The organism is Clostridium beijerinckii, assembly GCF_008705175.1.
GTDB lineage: Bacteria > Bacillota > Clostridia > Clostridiales > Clostridiaceae > Clostridium > Clostridium beijerinckii.
Genome location: NZ_CP043998.1, coordinates 4618818 through 4638040, shown reverse-complemented (window position 1 = coordinate 4638040; position 19223 = coordinate 4618818). Strand labels below are relative to the sequence as shown.

General features: G+C 29.7%; 16 protein-coding genes. 13 read left to right on the top strand and 3 right to left on the bottom strand.

The features are described 5' to 3' along the window. Window position 1 precedes the first annotated feature (1 nt). From ilvD to F3K33_RS20930, 6 genes are all read left to right on the top strand, one after another. Window positions 2-1717 (top strand): dihydroxy-acid dehydratase, encoded by a 1716-nt coding sequence (ilvD, locus tag F3K33_RS20950; RefSeq protein WP_039771596.1) that lies wholly within the window; start codon window positions 2-4, stop codon window positions 1715-1717. Window positions 1718-2123: 406 nt separating this feature from the next. Then, the gene (locus tag F3K33_RS20945; protein ID WP_017209073.1) at window positions 2124-2315 is read left to right on the top strand and encodes a PspC domain-containing protein; all 192 of its coding nucleotides are present in this window, start codon (window positions 2124-2126) and stop codon (window positions 2313-2315) included. An 83-nt stretch (window positions 2316-2398) separates the two neighbouring features. Next, the gene (locus F3K33_RS20940) at window positions 2399-2710 is read left to right on the top strand and encodes a hypothetical protein (RefSeq protein ID WP_012060250.1); all 312 of its coding nucleotides are present in this window, start codon (window positions 2399-2401) and stop codon (window positions 2708-2710) included. Window positions 2711-2805: 95 nt separating this feature from the next. After that, the gene (locus tag F3K33_RS20935) at window positions 2806-3867 is read left to right on the top strand and encodes an iron-containing alcohol dehydrogenase family protein (protein WP_023973089.1); all 1062 of its coding nucleotides are present in this window, start codon (window positions 2806-2808) and stop codon (window positions 3865-3867) included. Window positions 3868-4019: 152 nt separating this feature from the next. Continuing rightward, on the top strand, window positions 4020-4175 hold the full coding sequence (locus tag F3K33_RS26515) for a hypothetical protein (protein WP_023973088.1): 156 nt from the start codon (window positions 4020-4022) through the stop codon (window positions 4173-4175). A gap of 287 nt (window positions 4176-4462) precedes the next feature. Then, entirely contained in the window at window positions 4463-4906 is a 444-nt protein-coding gene (locus F3K33_RS20930) for a GNAT family N-acetyltransferase (RefSeq protein ID WP_039771598.1), read from the top strand. A gap of 137 nt (window positions 4907-5043) precedes the next feature. Here F3K33_RS20930 and F3K33_RS20925 read toward each other — a convergent pair whose 3' ends face one another. Continuing rightward, the gene (locus F3K33_RS20925) at window positions 5044-5340 is read right to left on the bottom strand and encodes an HNH endonuclease (RefSeq protein WP_012060246.1); all 297 of its coding nucleotides are present in this window, start codon (window positions 5338-5340) and stop codon (window positions 5044-5046) included. 571 nt (window positions 5341-5911) lie between these two features. Here F3K33_RS20925 and F3K33_RS20920 point away from each other — a divergent pair. After that, window positions 5912-7774, top strand: coding sequence for an APC family permease (locus tag F3K33_RS20920; protein ID WP_039771600.1), 1863 nt, complete (start codon window positions 5912-5914; stop codon window positions 7772-7774). Window positions 7775-7853: 79 nt separating this feature from the next. On the opposite strand, the gene F3K33_RS20915 is transcribed toward F3K33_RS20920, so the two are convergent. Then, a complete protein-coding gene (locus F3K33_RS20915; RefSeq protein ID WP_039771602.1) occupies window positions 7854-9029 on the bottom strand; it encodes an extracellular solute-binding protein in 1176 nt (391 codons plus the stop codon). An 81-nt stretch (window positions 9030-9110) separates the two neighbouring features. Beyond that, a complete protein-coding gene (locus F3K33_RS20910; RefSeq protein WP_039771603.1) occupies window positions 9111-10790 on the bottom strand; it encodes a methyl-accepting chemotaxis protein in 1680 nt (559 codons plus the stop codon). Between the two features lie 346 nt (window positions 10791-11136). Between F3K33_RS20910 and F3K33_RS20905 the strand changes: the two genes are divergently transcribed. From F3K33_RS20905 to F3K33_RS20880, 6 genes are all read left to right on the top strand, one after another. After that, the gene (locus tag F3K33_RS20905; protein ID WP_012060242.1) at window positions 11137-11808 is read left to right on the top strand and encodes a GntR family transcriptional regulator; all 672 of its coding nucleotides are present in this window, start codon (window positions 11137-11139) and stop codon (window positions 11806-11808) included. A gap of 190 nt (window positions 11809-11998) precedes the next feature. Further along, window positions 11999-13060: a mannonate dehydratase gene (gene uxuA / locus F3K33_RS20900; protein WP_023973084.1), complete on the top strand. Its 1062-nt coding sequence runs from the start codon at window positions 11999-12001 to the stop codon at window positions 13058-13060. Between the two features lie 113 nt (window positions 13061-13173). Next, the gene (locus F3K33_RS20895) at window positions 13174-14787 is read left to right on the top strand and encodes a mannitol dehydrogenase family protein (protein ID WP_039771604.1); all 1614 of its coding nucleotides are present in this window, start codon (window positions 13174-13176) and stop codon (window positions 14785-14787) included. A 412-nt stretch (window positions 14788-15199) separates the two neighbouring features. After that, window positions 15200-16612 (top strand): glucuronate isomerase, encoded by a 1413-nt coding sequence (gene uxaC, locus F3K33_RS20890; RefSeq protein ID WP_012060239.1) that lies wholly within the window; start codon window positions 15200-15202, stop codon window positions 16610-16612. Between the two features lie 38 nt (window positions 16613-16650). Next, window positions 16651-18156, top strand: a complete 1506-nt coding sequence (locus F3K33_RS20885; RefSeq protein ID WP_039771605.1) for an MFS transporter — start codon at window positions 16651-16653, stop codon at window positions 18154-18156. Window positions 18157-18440: 284 nt separating this feature from the next. Continuing rightward, complete coding sequence (locus F3K33_RS20880) at window positions 18441-18863, top strand: HIT family protein (protein WP_012060237.1); 423 nt, start codon at window positions 18441-18443, stop codon at window positions 18861-18863. Window positions 18864-19223: the final 360 nt, after the last annotated feature.

The window sequence follows — 19223 nt, the reverse complement described above, 5'->3', positions numbered from 1 at the left end:
TATGATTAGTCAAGAAGTAAGAAAAATTGCTCCAGAGATGGATCCACTTCGAAGAGGAATGGGATGGACAACAGAAGATTTATCAAAGCCACAAATTATAGTAGAAAGTACATTTGGAGATAGTCATCCAGGAAGTGCTCATCTATTGAAATTTGCTAACAGAGCAGTTGAGGGAATTACACAATCAGGTGGGAAAGGTGCTAGATACTTTGCAACAGATATTTGTGATGGAATGTCACAAGGGCATGATGGAATAAATTACTCATTAGCGTCTAGAGATACATTAACGTCTTTAATAGAAATCCATGCTAATGCAACACCATTCGATGGAGGCGTATTTATTTCAAGTTGTGATAAAGCAGTTCCATCACATCTTATGTCAATCGGAAGGCTAAACATACCAGCTATTATGGTTACTGGAGGAGTAATGGAAGCAGGTCCTGATTTATTGACACTAGAACAAATAGGTGCCTATAGTGCAATGTGCCAAAGAGGGGAAATTTCAGAAGAAAAATTAACTTTTTATAAAGAAAACGCATGCCCATCTTGCGGAGCTTGTTCATTCATGGGAACAGCAGCTACAATGCAAGTTATGGCAGAAGCACTTGGATTAATGCTTCCAGGTAGCTCATTGATGCCAGCAACATGTGAAGATTTAGAAGAAGTAGCGTTAAAAGCAGGAAGACAAGCTGTTGAACTAGCTAAAATGAATCTTCGTCCAAAAGATATTGTTACAATTAAATCCTTTGAAAATGCTATATTAGTTCATGCAGCTATATCGGGGTCTACTAACTCACTGTTGCATTTACCTGCTATAGCTCATGAATTTGGATTGTATATCGATGAAGAGACTTTTGATAGAATACACAAAGATGCACATTATTTACTAAACATACGTCCTGCTGGAAAATGGCCTGCGCAATATTTCTATTATGCAGGTGGTGTACCAGCAATAATGGAAGAGCTAAAGCACTTGCTTCATTTGGATGTTATGACTGTAACGGGGAAGACTTTAGGTGAAAACTTAGAAGAATTAAAAACTAACGGATATTATGAGAAGTGTAATGAGTATCTTGAAAAAGTAGGACTAAAAAAAGAAGATGTTATTCGTCCATTCAATGATGCTATTGGTACTAATGGTTCTGTATCGATATTAAAGGGAAATATAGCGCCAGAAGGTGCTGTAGTAAAACATTCTGCAGTTCCTAAAGAAATGCATGAGGCTATACTAAAAGCAAAACCTTTTGATAGTGAAGAGGAAGCTATTGATGCAGTCTTAAGAAAAATAATTCGTCCAGGGGATGCGGTTATTATAAGATATGAAGGACCAAAAGGTAGCGGAATGCCAGAAATGTTCTATACAACAGAAGCAATTGCTTCGGATGAAGAATTATCTGCTAGTATAGCGTTAATAACAGATGGTAGATTCTCAGGAGCTTCTAAAGGACCGGCAATTGGACACGTATCACCAGAGGCCGCAGTAGGAGGACCAATTGCATTAATTGAAGAAGATGATTTGATTGAAATTAGTATTCCTAATAGAGTATTACAGATCGTTGGTATAAAGGGAAAAAAATGCAGTAAAGAAGAAGTGGAGAAAGTTTTTGAAGAACGTAGAAAGAATTGGAAACCACGAAAATCAAAATACGAATCTGGAATTCTAAAGATTTTTTCAGAACATGCAGTATCACCAATGAAAGGTGGATATATGAAATAGATTAAAAACAAGGGAAAGATAAACTGTTTATTATGTAGTATACAGATTAAAATATTTCCATAATAAGTGATAATTTTATGATTTCTATTATAAATTATTAAAAGGGAAAGAATGGTTCATGTGTTAGTGAATTGTTCTTTCCCTTTATTACGCTAGATTTAAAAGATATATTATGTAAGACAAGGATGTAATGCCTTTTGGGGTAGAAAGCTGAAAAAATAATCAGATTCCTATATAGAATTTTTAAATATACAAATATAATGTTTTAGTAATGATGTGTATGAACGTATATTAGCACTAAAAAATATATACCTCAATAATAGTAAATAGAATTCTAAAGTGATATAATTTTGAAAAAGAACTATGTTCAAATGATATGTTATAGCAATTTAGGAGGAAATCTATTATGGAGAAAAGACTCTATCTATCAGCAACAGATAAAAAGTTAGCAGGGGTATGCGGTGGGATAGCTGAATACTTTGGACTTGATTCAACATTAGTCAGAATTGGGTGGGCAATTTTGATTGTTTGTGCGGGATCAGGATTACTCTTATATATAATTTGTGCATTAATTATACCAAAGCAACCGCTATTATAAGCATAAGAAAAATTAAAATTTATGGAAGTATACTAGTGAGCAAGTTTAATATAATATTAACTATCTAACTTGGGAGGAAACAAATGGATAAAGTAAATAGCTTGATAAAAAATACGCCAATACATTTAACAACAAATACTATAGTTTTAATAATAGTTGCTATTATTGCTCTTTATATATTAATTAAAGCAATAGCAGGTATCATAAGAATAGCAGCTCTTATAGGTGTGTGCTGGTTTATATTGATGTCTATTCAAAGTACAAACCTTATTAATATACCAATTATAAGAGAAGCGTATACAACGGTAGAAAAAATAATTCCTTCAAAGGAATTATGGACAGAAGCTTTGGATAAGGCAGATAAGATAAACAAAGTAGTTAATGATTTAAAATAATAAATGTTTTTTATTTTCCACCTAGGGAAAGCTAATTTCAAGATATAAAAATTGATATTTTAAAAAATTGAAAATACTTTTGAGGAGTGAAATGAATGAAGACGTCAACTCATAGAATAGCTATCCCTTCTATTTTAGAGGTAGGAAAAGGAAATATAAATAATGTAGGCAACTTGATTAAGAAAGCCATGTTTAAAAGTGTTTTAATATGCTTTGGCGAGGGTCTAGAAGAATTGTTTGGAGATTCTATATGCAACTCTTTAAAAGAAGCTAATATAGATATTTCAAGAATAGAAACAATATCAGATGTAAATTTCGAAAAGATTAGTGTAAAAGCTTTTGAAATATCAAACGACGTAGAAGCTTTAATTGGAGTAGGTGGAGGAAAGGCTATAGATGCTGTTAAGTACATGAGCTTTTTGAGAAAATTACCGTTTATTAGTATTCCAACTTCAACTTCTAATGATGGTTTTTCAAGTGCAGGTGCATCTCTTTTAGTTAATGGCAAGAGGATGTCTCTGCCAGCTAAAACTCCTTATGGAATAATTGTAGATATTGATGTTATTAAGAGTGCACCAGAAAAATTTATATATTCGGGGATAGGAGATTTAGTATCAAATATCACTGCGTTGTATGATTGGAAATTTGAAGAAGAAAATGGAAGGATAATTATTGATGATTTTGCTACTATGATTTCTAAGAAAGCAGTTAATAGTTTTATAAGAACTGAGTTTAAAAATATTAAAGATGATTTGTTTCTGAAGGAATTAGTGGATTCATTAATATTGAATGGTATTTCTATGGAAATAGCAGGTGATAGCTCGCCGGCCTCTGGTTCAGAGCATCTAATATCTCATGCATTAGATAAATTTTTAGAAATGCCTCAGCTTCATGGAATACAGGTTGGAATTGCAACATATATTATGGCGAAAGTACAAGATCATAGATTTGAAAGAATATCGAAGATATTAAAAGAAACAAACTTTTTCGAGCATGCAAAAACTTTAAAAATGAAAAAGAAAGATTATAAAAAAGCTATTGATATTGCTCCATCAATAAAACCTAATAGATATACGTATATTCATGTAGATGAAAATAGAATTCTTGCTAAAAAAATTATAGATGAGGATGAAATTCTGAACTACATATTAATATAATTTTTTCAGAAGAAGATGGAAATAAAGAAATAAAATAAAGATTGGATGCATGAAAAAAGTGATGAAGAAGCTATCATAAAAGCTGAATAAAAAAGTGTTCACAGGTAATACTAGATTTAGAGTTAGTATGAGTCGAAAGAGGAGGAACTTTAATGGAAAAATTAAGAAAAGGTGAACATGAAAAAGCCATGGAAAAAGCAAAAGAGATGCTTGATAAAGGTTGCGGAATGGGAGATATAGTGGAGGAAACAAAATTAAGCGAAGAAAACGTAATGAAGGCAAAGAGAAAATGGGAAGATAAATCGTAATATTTGTTTTTACATAAAATTAATAGAAAAGTATAGTTTATTTTATAACTACTAATTAGGTTGCTAGATAAGTGCTTAGTTGGTAGTTTTATATTTTTGTAATTTAATATAATAAAGTTTGTTCAAGATAAAAAATATATTTATTAGTATTTCTAAAGCAACATAGACCGAGAGCTATAGTTATTAAATAAAATATACAATAATAAATAAAATTGTGAATAAATATTCAATTATTATGAATATAGTGTATAATATAATTATAATAATATAGAAGTTGGGGAAGAAATATGAATAATATTACATATGAATTTATAAATTATAAAAGTAAGGAGTTTAAAGAAGTATCTGAATTAAGGTTTAAAATACTTTTTAAACCATATAATAAAATTCATAAATACGACTATGATGAATTAGATTATAGCAGTATACATTTGGTAGCATTAGATGAGGGCACTGTTGTTGCATATTCCAGAATGACTAATTATAATATGAATGGTAAAATGACAAATATAGTTGTTAGTGAAAAATATGTGGGTAAAGGCATTGGCATTGAAATGTTAAAAAGACATAAAATTAAGGCTAAAGAGTTTGGAGTTATATGTTTATATTTGAATGCAAGATTAGATACAATTAATTTTTATAAAAAGGCAGGATTCCAGTGCAAAGGAAATATATTTATATCAGAAAAAAGTGGATTAGCATTACAGCCTATGTATTTTAAAATAAACTAATATATAATAAAATTATTATAATGGGATCAAAACTTATTATCATACAAATTCAGAGTTGATAAATTATATAATTTTAGGCAATAATCTTAGTAAGATTATTGCCATTATTTTTGCACATAAAATATCTAAATATCATCCTAACAACTTTTTCGTACATGTCTTGATTTTTTTATGTCTAAATAAGAATCACCGGGAATATTCTGAATGAATTTAAGAAATTTAACTATCTTTATATCTTTCTTTAATGATTCAAGACTTCGATAGTGTGTTGCTAATTCACGATTCGTGAAAAGAGCATGAATTTGTCTATGACAGGTTGAACATAAAGAGAGTGTTTTAAATTTTTCTCCGCCTTTTTCTAAGGGAATTAAGTGATGTTTAGTAATGCTAGAAACATTTCTATTGCATAATTCACATATATGGTTTTGTGCCATAAAATCCTCCTCTTATATATTAGCTTTACAATTTGATTATATCAAAATAATGAGTAAAAGCAAAAAAGATTAAAGGTAATATCATTATTATTTTAGTAACAATTATTCCGTAAAATTACAAAAATATAGAAGTCCATTTTAGTAAGATTAACTTGTATATTTAAATTTATTAGTTTTCATGAAGTAGAATTGAGATATTTATAGAATTACTGTTTCAAAATACAAATCAAAGATTTGAAATTTGTAATAATTTTGAGTTAAATTAGGAAAACTTTAATCATACTAAATCAGAATTTCTTAATATATATTAAAATCATAAAGCTATATTTATAATTATTATAAGTCAAGTGATTAATTAAGGCTAATATGTGGAAATTAAATTGAAATACAGGTGTAATAACAAAGTTAAAAATAATTCATTAAAAGAAGAAATCAGTGATAATTATATATGTATTCGTATTCATGAGGCAAATTCTACATTTTTCTTCAATATATGCAATAATTAGAATATTGCTTTTGATTTCATTATTACATACAATATTTTTCGTATGATAATATAGGGGGAAAATAAATGCTTACAAAGTTTTTAGATGTTTTATTAGGAGAACCTTTATCAAATGAACAAGGATGTAATGAAAAGTATAATATTCCTTTTGGATTAGCAATTATGGCAAGTGATGCAATATCATCTGTTGCCTATGCTGCTCAGGAGATTCTTTTTGTTTTAATAGTTCTAGGTGTAGCAGCATATCAGTGGTTAACATGGACCTCTTTTATGATTATAGGATTATTAATAATATTAACAATTTCGTATATTCAGATTATTAGGGCTTATCCTCAAGGTGGAGGAGCTTACAAAGTAGCAAATGAAAATATAGGGAAAAAATCTGGCTTAGCAGCTGGTGCAGGTCTAATAATTAGTTATATACTTACTGTCGCAGTTAGCGCCAGCGCAGGTGCGGATGCTATTATTTCTGCATTTAGCAATTTGACAGAATATAAAGTCATGTTTGTTTTAATAATAATTATAGTTTTGACTATTTTAAATTTAAGAGGTATAAGTGAATCTTCAAAAATTTTTGCCATACCTACGTATATTTTTATTTTTAGCATGGCTTTTATGATACTTTATGGTTTGTTTAAGTACTTTATATTAAATATTCATCCAGAACCAATGTATTCTATCCCGGCAAATACTACAGAAAATGTATCGATATTTCTTATTTTAAGAGCTTTTTCATCAGGATGTTCTGCTTTAACTGGAGTGGAGGCAGTAAGTAATTCTGTTCCAAATTTTCAGGAACCGAGCCAAAAAAGTGCAAAGACTGTTATGATATTATTAGCAGCTTTAATATTTTTCATATTTGGAGGAACTTCGGTGCTTGCCATATTTTATACAGCTGTACCAATAGCAAATGGTCCTACAGTTGTTTCACAAATAGCATTTGCTATTTTCGGCAATGGCATAATGTACTATATAATTCAGTTTAGCACTGCTGTAATTTTACTTATGGCATGCAATACAGCATATACAGGATTTCCAATGCTAATGTATATAGTTGGGAAGGATGGTTTTGCACCACGACAATTCACTATTAGAGGTAAACGACTTAGTTTTTCTTTTGGAATCGTTGCATTATCATGTATAGCTTGTATTTTAGTTATTGTATTTAAGGCCGATACTCATAGGTTGATTCCGCTATATGCTATAGGAGTATTTATATCTTTTACTCTAGGACAATTTGGAATGGTGAATCATTGGAGAAAAGAAAAAGGTAAGGGTTGGGTAAAACGTGCAATAATCAACGGTATTGGTTCTGTTGTTACTTTATTAACAACGATAATAATTTTAATTGAAAAATTCAGTGAAGGTGCATTTATAGTTGCAATTTTAATTCCAATCATAATTGTAATTCAGCTAAGAATAAAAAAACACTACGATAAAGTGGCTTGTGGTTTAAGTATTAGTCAATTAAATCTGAAAAAGGTGGATTTAAGAAAGAAATATACTCATATTGTGATAGTTCCAATTGCTAGCTTAAATAAAGCAACAATAGGTGCGTTGCAATATGCTCAAAGTGTAAGCGATAATGTTATTGCTCTTAATATTTCGCCAGACAAGGAAGCTATGGAAAAATTAAAATCTAGATGGAGTGAGTTAGATACAGATATATTACTTGTCGCAAAATATTCTCCATATAGAGCTGTGGTTACTCCTTTATTAAAGAATATAGAATTGATTGCAAATTCAACAGCTAAAGATGAGAAGATAACAGTAATAGTGCCTCAATTTGTTACTAATGAAAGATTTGGTGAGGTTTTACATAATCATACAAGTTTCTTTATTAGAGAAACCTTATTGAAGAATGATAACATAATTGTATCTACTTATCCTTATCATCTGTTAGATGAGGATGTAAAGCAAAGTAAGTAATTATTAATTATAGATTTAGGATATAAAAACGTGCTATATTGTTTGATTCAGCAATATAGCACGTTTCTTAATTCCATTATTATCTTTTTACTTTAGTTCCAAATAATTGATCCCACATATTCAAAGCGTCCATGAATTTAGTTGTATCTAATTGTGTCGAATTTGGAAGTGTATTAATAGAATCTTCATAAGATTGTCTTATAGCTGGTTTTATTTTATCTTGACTTTCTTTTGGAGCCATATCAAGTGAAACATTTTTTACAGAAGGTCCAGGATAAAAATAACCGCTATCGTATGTTATTGCTTGCATCTTTGGCATCATAAGCCATGCCATTAGTTTTAAAACTACATTTTTTTGTTCATCGCTAAGTCCTTTTGGAATTGCCATATACTGAGCATCTGCAACCAATGTAGTATTGTTTAATACAAATCCTTGATAAGTTTGTGGAATACCACCTATGATTCTCTGATTCATATCCCATCCTAACTGACTTGCTATAATAGATCTTTTTCCGTCTTTTAATTCTGTGAATGTAGTACCAGTTTTAGCAGGATAATAATCTATGTATTGATTCAATTCTTTAAGATAAGCCCAAGTCTTGTCCCAAGTTTTAGGATCTTTGGGATCCTTATCTCCAAGAATATATGGTAACCCTTGAAGAAAAATTCTGCCTGGTCCTGAACCCGCGGGTCTTGCATATGTGAACTTTCCAGGATTAGCTTTAGCGAAAGCCAAAAGCTCATCAGGCGTTTTAGGTATATTTTGTACGGTATCTGGGTTATAAGTAAAGAATGGGCCGCTAGGTGAATACACATAAGTTATCGCATAACCCTTTACTAAATCATAAGTGGCTTTAGCACCAGAACTATAATTACTTTCTAAATCAGGAAATCTGCTGCCATATGCAGGCATAATATTTTCTATAACATCTCTATCAATACATGTGGAAAGACCATCAATTCCAGTAAAAATCAAATTTGTTTTCATATCTTCAGATAAAATTTGAGCTTTTAATAAAGATGGAACCTCTAATGCAGTAGATTTTTTTACTACGACATCTCCTATTAAATCAGGGTTTGCAGCTTTAAATTGATCTATGGAATCTCCGACTAATTGCATGCTTCCTGAAACATCTATTATATTTAAAGTAATAGGCTGAGTTGATTTGGAAACATTCTTTGAACCGCAGCCTGTTAATATAGTCGTCATCAAAACTATTACAAGTGTAACATTTAGAAATTTAAAATTTTTCATAATTATCCTCCATTTTAATTTAGATATAATTCTCTCTAGTTTAAAATTGCAAAATATATCTTAAGTTATATATAACAACAATTATAATTTAAATTTACTTACTTCGTTCATCATAGAGGTTGTTAAATTTGATAAAGTTTGAGCTGAAGTTGCTACATCATTAAAAGATGAATTTATTTGTTGTACTGAGGCTGCTATTTCTTCAGATGAAGCTGCATTTTCTTCTGATACTCCAGAAATATCTAACGTTTTTGAGATTATGAGATCTTTTTCAATATTTATATTTTCAATAGATTTATTTATATTATCAACTCTAGGCAATATAGTATTTATAGCCTTAAATATTAAAGCAAAAGATTTTATAGAATCTTCAATAAGGACTGATTGATTATTTAAGCTATCTTTACCTAAATCAGTAGTCTTAACCGCTATTTGGGCTTCGTTATTAATATTAGTAATCAAGCCACTTATATTACTGGCAGATACTTTAGATTGTTCCGCGAGTTTTCTGATTTCCTCTGCAACTACAGAGAATCCACGCCCCACTTCCCCTGCGCGAGCAGACTCAATTGCAGCATTTAATGCTAATAAATCAGTTTGATCAGCAATTGAATTTATAATAGTAGTTATGTTATTTACTTGTTCAACATGATTATCTAATTGAACAACTTTATTTCTTACAGTATCAAAAGATTCGTTTACATCTTTAATAGAATTAAATAAAAATTCTAACTTAGAGTTACTATCTTCGGCCATTGAACTAATATTATGTATATTTGAGTTTACATCATTAATTGATGAGGTTATTTGATCTAGTGAATCAGCAAAACTATCCAATGAAGTTTTTACATTCATTAGGTCACTAGATTGTTCAGTGGCAGCATTAGCTACTTCTTGAACAGCAGCATTAATTTCCTGTGCAGAAGAAGACATTTCGTCTGAAGCTCCTAATAAATTAGTTGCTTGTATATTTACAACATTTGCTGAATTTTGCACTTCTTCGAGCATTGAGGAGATGTTTGAAATTGTTACTTTGAGTGATTTTTTCATTCTGCCAAATTCGTTTTTTAAATTAGTGTTTATTTCGAAACTAAAGTCACCCGCAGCAACATTATCCAAATCGGACATTATTTCTTTTATAGACTTTCTTATAACCAAGATTATAGAAGAGGAAACAAGTATCTGAAGAATAAAACCAATGAAGAAAGTGATAAAAAAGATTTTAGTGCTTCTAATGTATAAACTCATATTGTCATTATGTAGAGCATTAGCAGTATTTGAACTATAAGTTACTAAATTATCAAGAAAAAGTTGCATTTCAACTCCCAATTGATTAAATTTTTCTAAATCTATACCATATAATTTATTGCCTTTTTCAAGATTCTTAATTTGTTCATAATAAGCTGAGGAGTCCTTCTTAAATTCAGATAAATTGTTTGTTTCTATAGTGCTAAGCGATAGGTTTTCGTAATCTTCCACCATTTTGTTTATGGCAGAGTAGTCATTATCTATAGCTGCTACATCATCATCATTAAATTCAGATATAGAAATTCTATTGACATTTAACCGAATATTTAAGAATGTTTGTCTAATTTCCTCAGTTTTAATAATTCTTGTTAATGCAATTGTGTACATTGATGATGAATTTGAGTTAATCGTTTTCATGTTGTTATAACCAATTATTGCGATAGATAACGATACAACCGTTGATAAGATAACCATCAAAATAACGCTATTGATAATTTTAATATTTTTCAGCATAATATTCCCCTTTCAAACATAATAAATTTCCATATTGATAATATATCTAACCAATATTATACTCAAGGCCTAAAAAATCGGCGTATATATGAAATACGCGCAATTATATTGCATTTTTCTACTGTTTTCTCATTATTGCTAACTATATTGTAAGTTGATGCATTTCAAAAAATAATTAAATATTTATCTTGACATTGTAAACGGTTATGATTATTATTAAAACATAACTACCATACAAGTATGGCAGTATCGATTAGTAATAGATTTTTTAAAATACTTATGATAAAATATAAATATAACTACCATACAAGTATGGTAGGACTTGAAAGTAAGGGAGAATATAAAAATGGCTTTAGAGGTAAATAAGAATACAACAAGTAAAACTATATATTATAAACTTAGAGATGAAATTATTAATTTATATCTTGAGCCTGGTACTAGCATTTCTGAAAAGGAACTTTCGGAAAAGTATAGTGTGAGTAGAACTCCAGTAAGAGAAGCACTTGTTAGATTAGCTCAAGAGGGGCTAGTTAATATTTATCCTCAAAAAGGCACAGTTGTTTCTTTAATTGATTTATCTGCAGTTGAAGAAGGAAGATTTTTACGTGAACATTTAGAAAGAGCAGTTGTAAAGGAAGCTTGTAAAGAATTTTCACAAGAAAATGTACTAGCTTTAGAAATGAATTTGAAACTTCAAAAAATGTATATAGAAAATAATGATTATAAAAAGTTATTTGAGGCAGATGAAGAATTTCATAAGATAATTTTCGAGGGAAGTAATAAAAAAAGAGTATGGAATAGTATTAATGATGGCAGTACTGAGTTTCAAAGAATTCGTATGCTTAGATTAGTAACTAATTCTAGCTGGGACAATATTTATCTTCAGCATAAAGAAATTTTTAATGCTATAAAAAACAAGAGCCCAGAGATAGCAGAAGACTTTATGAAGGAACATTTAAATATGGTTACTTTTGATAAAAATAAAATAAAAGAGAAGTATCCTAATTATTTTAAATAAAGATTGATTTAAGTTTTAATATGATCAAAGCTGTTAAATAATCATGTAATACTAAGATTATTATTTTAAATTAAAGGAGGTGAGGCTTATATATAAGCAGCATTAAATTTAAGTGTATTAATTTTATATATGTTTTGAGATATTATATATTGAAATTATAATTAAATGAAGTGACAGGAGGGACATTACTATGAAAATGGGTTTTAGATGGTACGGAGAAGGCAATGATACCGTTACACTTGAACAAATAAAACAAATTCCTGGAGTTGGAGGAATTGTTTGGGCTCTTCATGATATGGCAGCAGGTGAAGAATGGCCAATGGAAAAGATCCTTGAAGTAAAAAAATCAGCTGACAAGTATGGATTTAATATGGATGTTGTTGAAAGCGTTAATGTTCATGAAGACATTAAATTAGGTTTACCAACAAGAGATAAATATATAGAAAATTATAAAAAGACAATAGAAAAGTTAGCTAAGGTTGGTGTTAAAGTAATCTGCTATAATTTCATGCCTGTATTTGACTGGCTTAGAACAGATTTATTCAAGAAGGCAGAAGATGGATCAACAGCTCTTTTTTATGAAAAAGCAAAGATTAAAGATATTGATCCAATGGAGTTAGTTAACAAAATTGCGTCTAATCCAGATCTTACAATGCCAGGCTGGGAACCAGAAAGACTAAAGAATTTATCACAACTTTTTGAAGCATATAAGAATGTAACAGAAGAAGACTTATGGAATAACTTAAAATACTTCTTAGAACAAATTATTCCTGTAGCTGAAATAAATGATATTAAAATGGCAGTACATCCGGATGATCCACCTTGGCCAATATTTGGGTTACCAAGAATAGTTAAGAACAGAGATGATTTAGCAAGATTATTAAAGCTTGTTGATAATCCATATAATTGCTTAACTCTTTGCAGTGGTGCTATAGGTTCAGATCCAAATAATAATGTACCAGCTATGATAAGAGAATTCGGTAATAGGATTGCTTTTGCTCATATTAGAAATGTTAAGATTTATGAGAATGGTGATTTTATTGAAACATCTCATAGAACTTGTGATGGTTCATTAGATATATGTGATATAGTTAAAGCTTATCACGAAGTTGGATTTACTGGATATGTAAGACCAGACCATGGAAGACATATTTGGAATGAACAATGCAGACCAGGTTATGGACTTTATGATAGAGCACTTGGAATTATGTATTTATGGGGAATATGGGATTCTCTTGAAAGAAATAAATAAAAGAGATAAACTAAAATTTTGATTAAAAAAATTTTGGCTCATAGAATCTTAAGATACAAAAGATAATTAATAGTATTGACTTTATTAGCAATAGTTTTAAAGAGGTGAAAAAAATGAATAACGCCAAAATAGTATTAAGTAAAGAAAGTATCAAAAATAGTGATTTATGGGAAAAAGCTGGGATTGAAATTCCAAAGTTTGATTATGATAAGATGTCAGCATCAACTAAAGAAAATCCTACATGGGTTCATTTTGGAGCAGGAAATATATTCAGAGGATTTATAGCAATACTACAACAGGAACTTTTAAATACTGGGAAAGCGAAATCTGGTATTGTTGCTGTAGAAGGATATGACTATGAAATTATAGATGAAATTTATTCTCCTTATGATAATTTAAGCTTACTAGTAATTATGAAACCAGATGGTAGCCTAGATAAAAAGGTAGTAGGAAGTATAGGCGAAAGCTTAGCTGGTGATTACTCAAGAGAAGAAGATTGGAATAGGTTAAAAGAGATATTTTCAAATCCATCTTTACAAATAGCAAGCTTTACAATAACAGAAAAAGGTTATAGTGTTAAGAATTTATCACAACAAGATACAACAGATGGTCTAGAGCATCCTGTAAGTATTATAGCTAAAGTTGCGTCCCTAGCATATGTAAGATATCAAAACGGACAACTTCCAATAGCTTTTGTAAGTATGGATAATTGTTCAAAGAATGGTGAGAAGCTTCACAATGCAATGGAAACAATGATAAAGAACTGGGTTGAGAATGGATTAGTTGATAAAGGGTTCCTTGAATATATCAATGATACTAAAAAGGTATCTTTCCCTTGGAGTATGATAGATAAAATTACACCTAGACCATCTCAAAGTGTTAAGAATACATTAGAAGCAGTTGGTTTTGATAGCACTAAGATTGTAACAACTAGCAAAAATACTTATATTGCACCTTTTGTAAATGCAGAAGGGCCTCAATATCTTGTAATAGAAGATAACTTCCCAAATGGACGTATGCCTTTAGAAGAAGCAGGTGTATTTTTAACAAATAGAGAAACTGTGGAAAGAGTTGAAACAATGAAGGTAACTACGTGTTTAAATCCACTACATACGTCTCTAGCAGTTTTTGGATGCTTACTTGGATTTGATTTAATTGCAGATGAAATGAAAGATCCAGCTTTAAAGAAGTTAGTTGAAAAAATTGGATATGAAGAAGGAATGCCTGTTGTTGTAAATCCAGGAATATTAAATCCAGAAGATTTCATTAAAGAGGTAGTTGAAGTTAGACTTCCAAATCCATATATACCTGATACACCACAAAGAATTGCTTCAGATACATCTCAAAAAGTTGGTATAAGATTTGGAGAAACAATTAAAGCTTATAGTAAGAGAGAAGATTTAGATGCTAAAGAACTTAAATACATTCCTCTAGTTATAGCAGGCTGGTGCAGATATCTAATGGGATTAGATGATAATGGTAATGTTATGGAGTTAAGTCCAGATCCTTTATTAGATGAATTAAGAAAATATGTAGCAGATATAAAATTAGGTTCTAAAGAATCAGTAGAAAGTAGCTTAAAATCAATACTTATAAATGAAGAAATTTTTGGAGTAAATCTTTACACTATAGGTTTAGGCGAGAAAATTGAAGGTTATTTCAATGAATTGATTTCAGGTGCTGGTGCAGTTAGAGCAACTTTAGAAAAATATTTAGATTGTAAATAATCAGAGATAATGCTCGAAGATGCAAAAAAATAAACATTTTTATCATTCTTCATTTATTATATTCTGCCAAATAATATAAGTGAAGAACGATAAAGAATGTTTAAGAAAATTAATATGAAGTACATTATAACATAAGCAATGCTAATTAACAACTTTGCACTTATACTAAAAGGATGATATAAAACTTTTAGTATTATAAGGTAAGGAAGTTAAATTAGCGAATATAAGAATATAAGAATCCAAAACATAACAATAAGGTTAATATATAAAATTTAAGAAAACGTTGTGGTAAAGTATTGAGTAAATGCAAATTACAATAATGTACGTGAATTTATATACTGCGTGTTATTAACCCAAATATTCAATGCTTTACAAATATAAAATATTTATTTGAGAGAGTAGGATGAAGAATATGAAAAATTTCATGGATGAGAATTTTTTACTATCTAATCAAACAGCTATAGATTTATATCATAATTATGCTAAGAACTTGCCTATTATTGATTATCACTGTCATATTGATCCAAAAGAAATATATGAAAACAAAAAATTCAGTAATATAACTGAAGCGTGGCTTTATGGTGATCATTATAAGTGGAGAGCTATGAGAAGTAATGGTATAGATGAAAAATGCATTACAGGAGATGGAAGTGATTATGACAAATTCTTAGCTTGGTCGCAAACGATACCTATGGCTATAGGAAATCCTCTTTATCATTGGACTCATTTAGAACTTCAAAGATTCTTTGGAATATATGAACCGCTTGATGAAGATACTGCTCCTGAAATTTGGAAGAGAGCTAATGAATTATTAAATGGAGAAGGTTTTAATGTTAGAGATTTAATTATAAAATCAAACGTTGAAACTATATGTACAACAGATGATCCCATAGATACATTAGAATATCATATAAAAATTAAAGAAGATGCTAGCTTTAATGTAAATGTTTTACCCACTCTTAGACCAGATAAAGGAATTGAAATCAATTTAGATGGTTTTGTTTCTTGGGTAAAAGATTTAGAAAAAGTATCTGAAGTATCTATAAATAATTATGATGAATTTTTAAAAGCTCTTGATTCAAGAATAAGATTTTTCCATTCAGTTGGATGCAGAATAGCAGATCATGGTATAGATGGTGTAGTAGTTTATGCAGATTCATCAAAAGAAGAAGCAGAAGCAATATTTGCTAAAGCTTTAGAAGGTAAATCTATAAGCATTGATGAAGAAAAGAAGTATAAAACTTATACATTAAGACATGTATTCAAGCTTTATCATGAATTAGGGTGGACTATGCAGCTCCATATTGCAGCTCTTAGAAGTAATAATACAAAAATGCTTGAAAAAATAGGAGTAAATACAGGTTTTGATTCAATTAATGATGAAAGCATAGCTTATCCACTTTCTAGACTTTTAGATTCTGTAGACAGAGAAAATTCTCTTCCAAAAACAATTTTATATACATTAAATCCAAAGGATAACTATGTTCTTGGAACTATGATAGGAAACTTTCAAGGAGATGGTATTCCAGGAAAAATGCAATTTGGTGCAGCGTGGTGGTTCAATGATAATAAGGATGGAATGATTGAACAAATGAAGGCATTAGGAAACCTTGGATTGCTAGGACGCTTTGTTGGAATGTTAACTGATTCTAGAAGTTTCTTATCATATACTAGGCATGAATACTTTAGAAGAATTGCTTGTAATTTAATTGGAGAATGGGTAGAAAACGGAGAAGTACCTAAAAATGATAAATTACTTAAAAGAATTGTTCAGGGTATATGCTACAGCAATGCAAAAGAATATTTTGGATTTGATGAAAAATAATTCGGGAACACTTAATTGATGAAAGTGAGGAAAAATATATGTCAAATAATAATAGAAAAATCACGATAGCTAGAGGCGTTGGTTATGGACTAGTTGATTTAATGGGTGGTGGAGCATTCACCATTATTGGAGCTTTCTTACTATTTTTCTATACAACATTTGCAGGATTAACACCGATAGAAGGTGCTTCTATTATCGCTATCGCTCGTATAGTGGATGCAGTTGCTAGTTTATTTATCGGTAGTATATCTGATAACTTCTATAAAACTAAACTTGGAAAACTTTTTGGTAGACGTCGTTTCTTCTTATTAATCGGAGCTCCGTTAATGGCAGATTACGTATTACTATGGGTAACAGGAAGAAGTTATGCATTCTATTTAGTTACTTATTTGTTATTTGAAATAATTGCAGCTATGGTATTAATTCCATGGGAGACATTACCTGCTGAAATGACAAAAGATTTTACTGACAGAACTAAATTATCAGCATCGAGAATGTTTATTTCGGCAACAGGTACATTTTTAGCTACTTTTGTTCCAGGAAGATTAATAGCTTTCTTTGGTGACAAGAGCCCACAAGCATATTTCATTAATGGATTAGTTTTTGCTATTATATATGCAATATGTATACTTATATCACATAAAGTAACATGGGAAAGGGACCTTACACCTGAAATGGAACAAGAACTATTAAATGGTTCTACAAGCAAGAGCTTTGGCGAACAATTAATGACTATTGTAAAGGTTGCTGGTGACTATGTTTCAACATTTAAGATCAGAGCATTTAGACAGCATTTAGCAATTTATATATGTTCATTTACTGCTAAAGACTTATTTAATTCAGTATTTATATATTTCTGTGTATTTAATTTAGGTGTTTCATCTACTACTGCTGCGAATGTACTTTCACTTAGCATCATTGGTATTCCTGTAACAATATTAGGCGGATTCTTAATGATTAAAGTTGGACCAGGTAACTTATATAAGATGGCTTATTCTATTATGATTGTATGTTTATTAGCATTTTATGGACTTTATGTAGGAAATTTAGGATCGAATATTGTTTTATTATTTGTAATTGGTACAATTTATCAAGTAGGAAGAAGTTTATTAGAGTTTACTCCATGGAATGTATTCCCATTCATTCCTGATGTTGATGAAATGGTTACAAGACAAAGAAGAGAAGGGCTTTTTGCAGCAGTTATGACATTTACTAGAAAAAGCAGTGTGGCAATAGCTACATTTGTTATAGGTGTTGTATTGCAAGAAAGCGGATTCGTTAAAGGACAGGCAACTCAATCACCACAAGTTGTATCAACTATAGCTACTCTTTTAGCTGTTGGATGTATATCTTTACTTGTAATTGCATTAATTTGTGCGGCAACTTTCAAACTTAATAAAAGAACACATGGTATATTAGTGGATGAAGTTGAACGTCTAAAGAATAATGGTTCAAAAGAAGAAGTAACTTCAGAAACAAAAACAATTGTTGAAAATCTTACTGGATATAAGTATGAAAATGTTTGGAAAGAAACAGTAGTATAAATTAATTCTTTTGACTAATAAAATATTAAAATATAAAAATAGCTCAAAATCATCATAATCTCTAGATACGTTTCAATTTAGTTATTATAGCTGTCTTAAGATAGAAAGTAAATTGCTATTTTAAGGCAGCTAATTTTAATTTCAACTGTACTAAAATATTATTTTGATAGCTTCTATATTGTCTGTAAGAATATAAAGGTATATCCTAAATAATTAATTGTACTATTAAATATAAAAATGTTATTAATATATGTCTATAAAAAATTAGGTTAGGAGACCGAAATATGAGTAATAAAAATAATTGTCTTTATTGTGATAAGGATGAAAAACTTGATAATTTAATGATTGAAATATGTAAGCTTGAAGTGTCAACTCTTTATTTGTTCAAAGAACAAAGCCATAAAGGAAGATGCATTGTTGCGTATGATAAACATGTGAAAGAATTATTTGAATTGGATGATAAGGAATTAGAATTATATATGAAAGATGTCACTAGAGCGGCGGCTATGATTAAAAAAACTTTTTCACCTGATAAAATAAATTATGGAGCATATTCAGATACTCTCCCACATCTTCACTTTCATTTAGTTCCTAAGTATAAAGATGGATATTCATGGGGTGGTGTATTTGAAATGAATCCTCAGAAAAAATATTTAAGTGATGAAGAATATGTTAAGAGGATTAATCTTATAAAAGAAAATTTATAATTTTATATTTTGTGTTAGCTATTTCAAAATAGAGGATAGATATCTGTTTTGAAGTAGCTATTTTACAATGCAGATTTATGCCTTTATTTTGTATTGGATGTATTAATAACTATATATCCATAGAAAGTTTTGAATATAACTTTCTATTTATATTAATCAAGAAGGATTTATAAGTACAAGGGGATAATTCTACAGCATATGGAAAAGAAAATAGATTTATTTGAAACTTGGATTAAAATAAAAATTTTAGTAAAGCTTCTTCAATGATAAGTTTAGGAGGCATAGATATCGAATTATCCCCTATATATATTTATGATGTATGTTCCTTTTTAAGAAGACATAAAGCAAAAAGTTAAACAT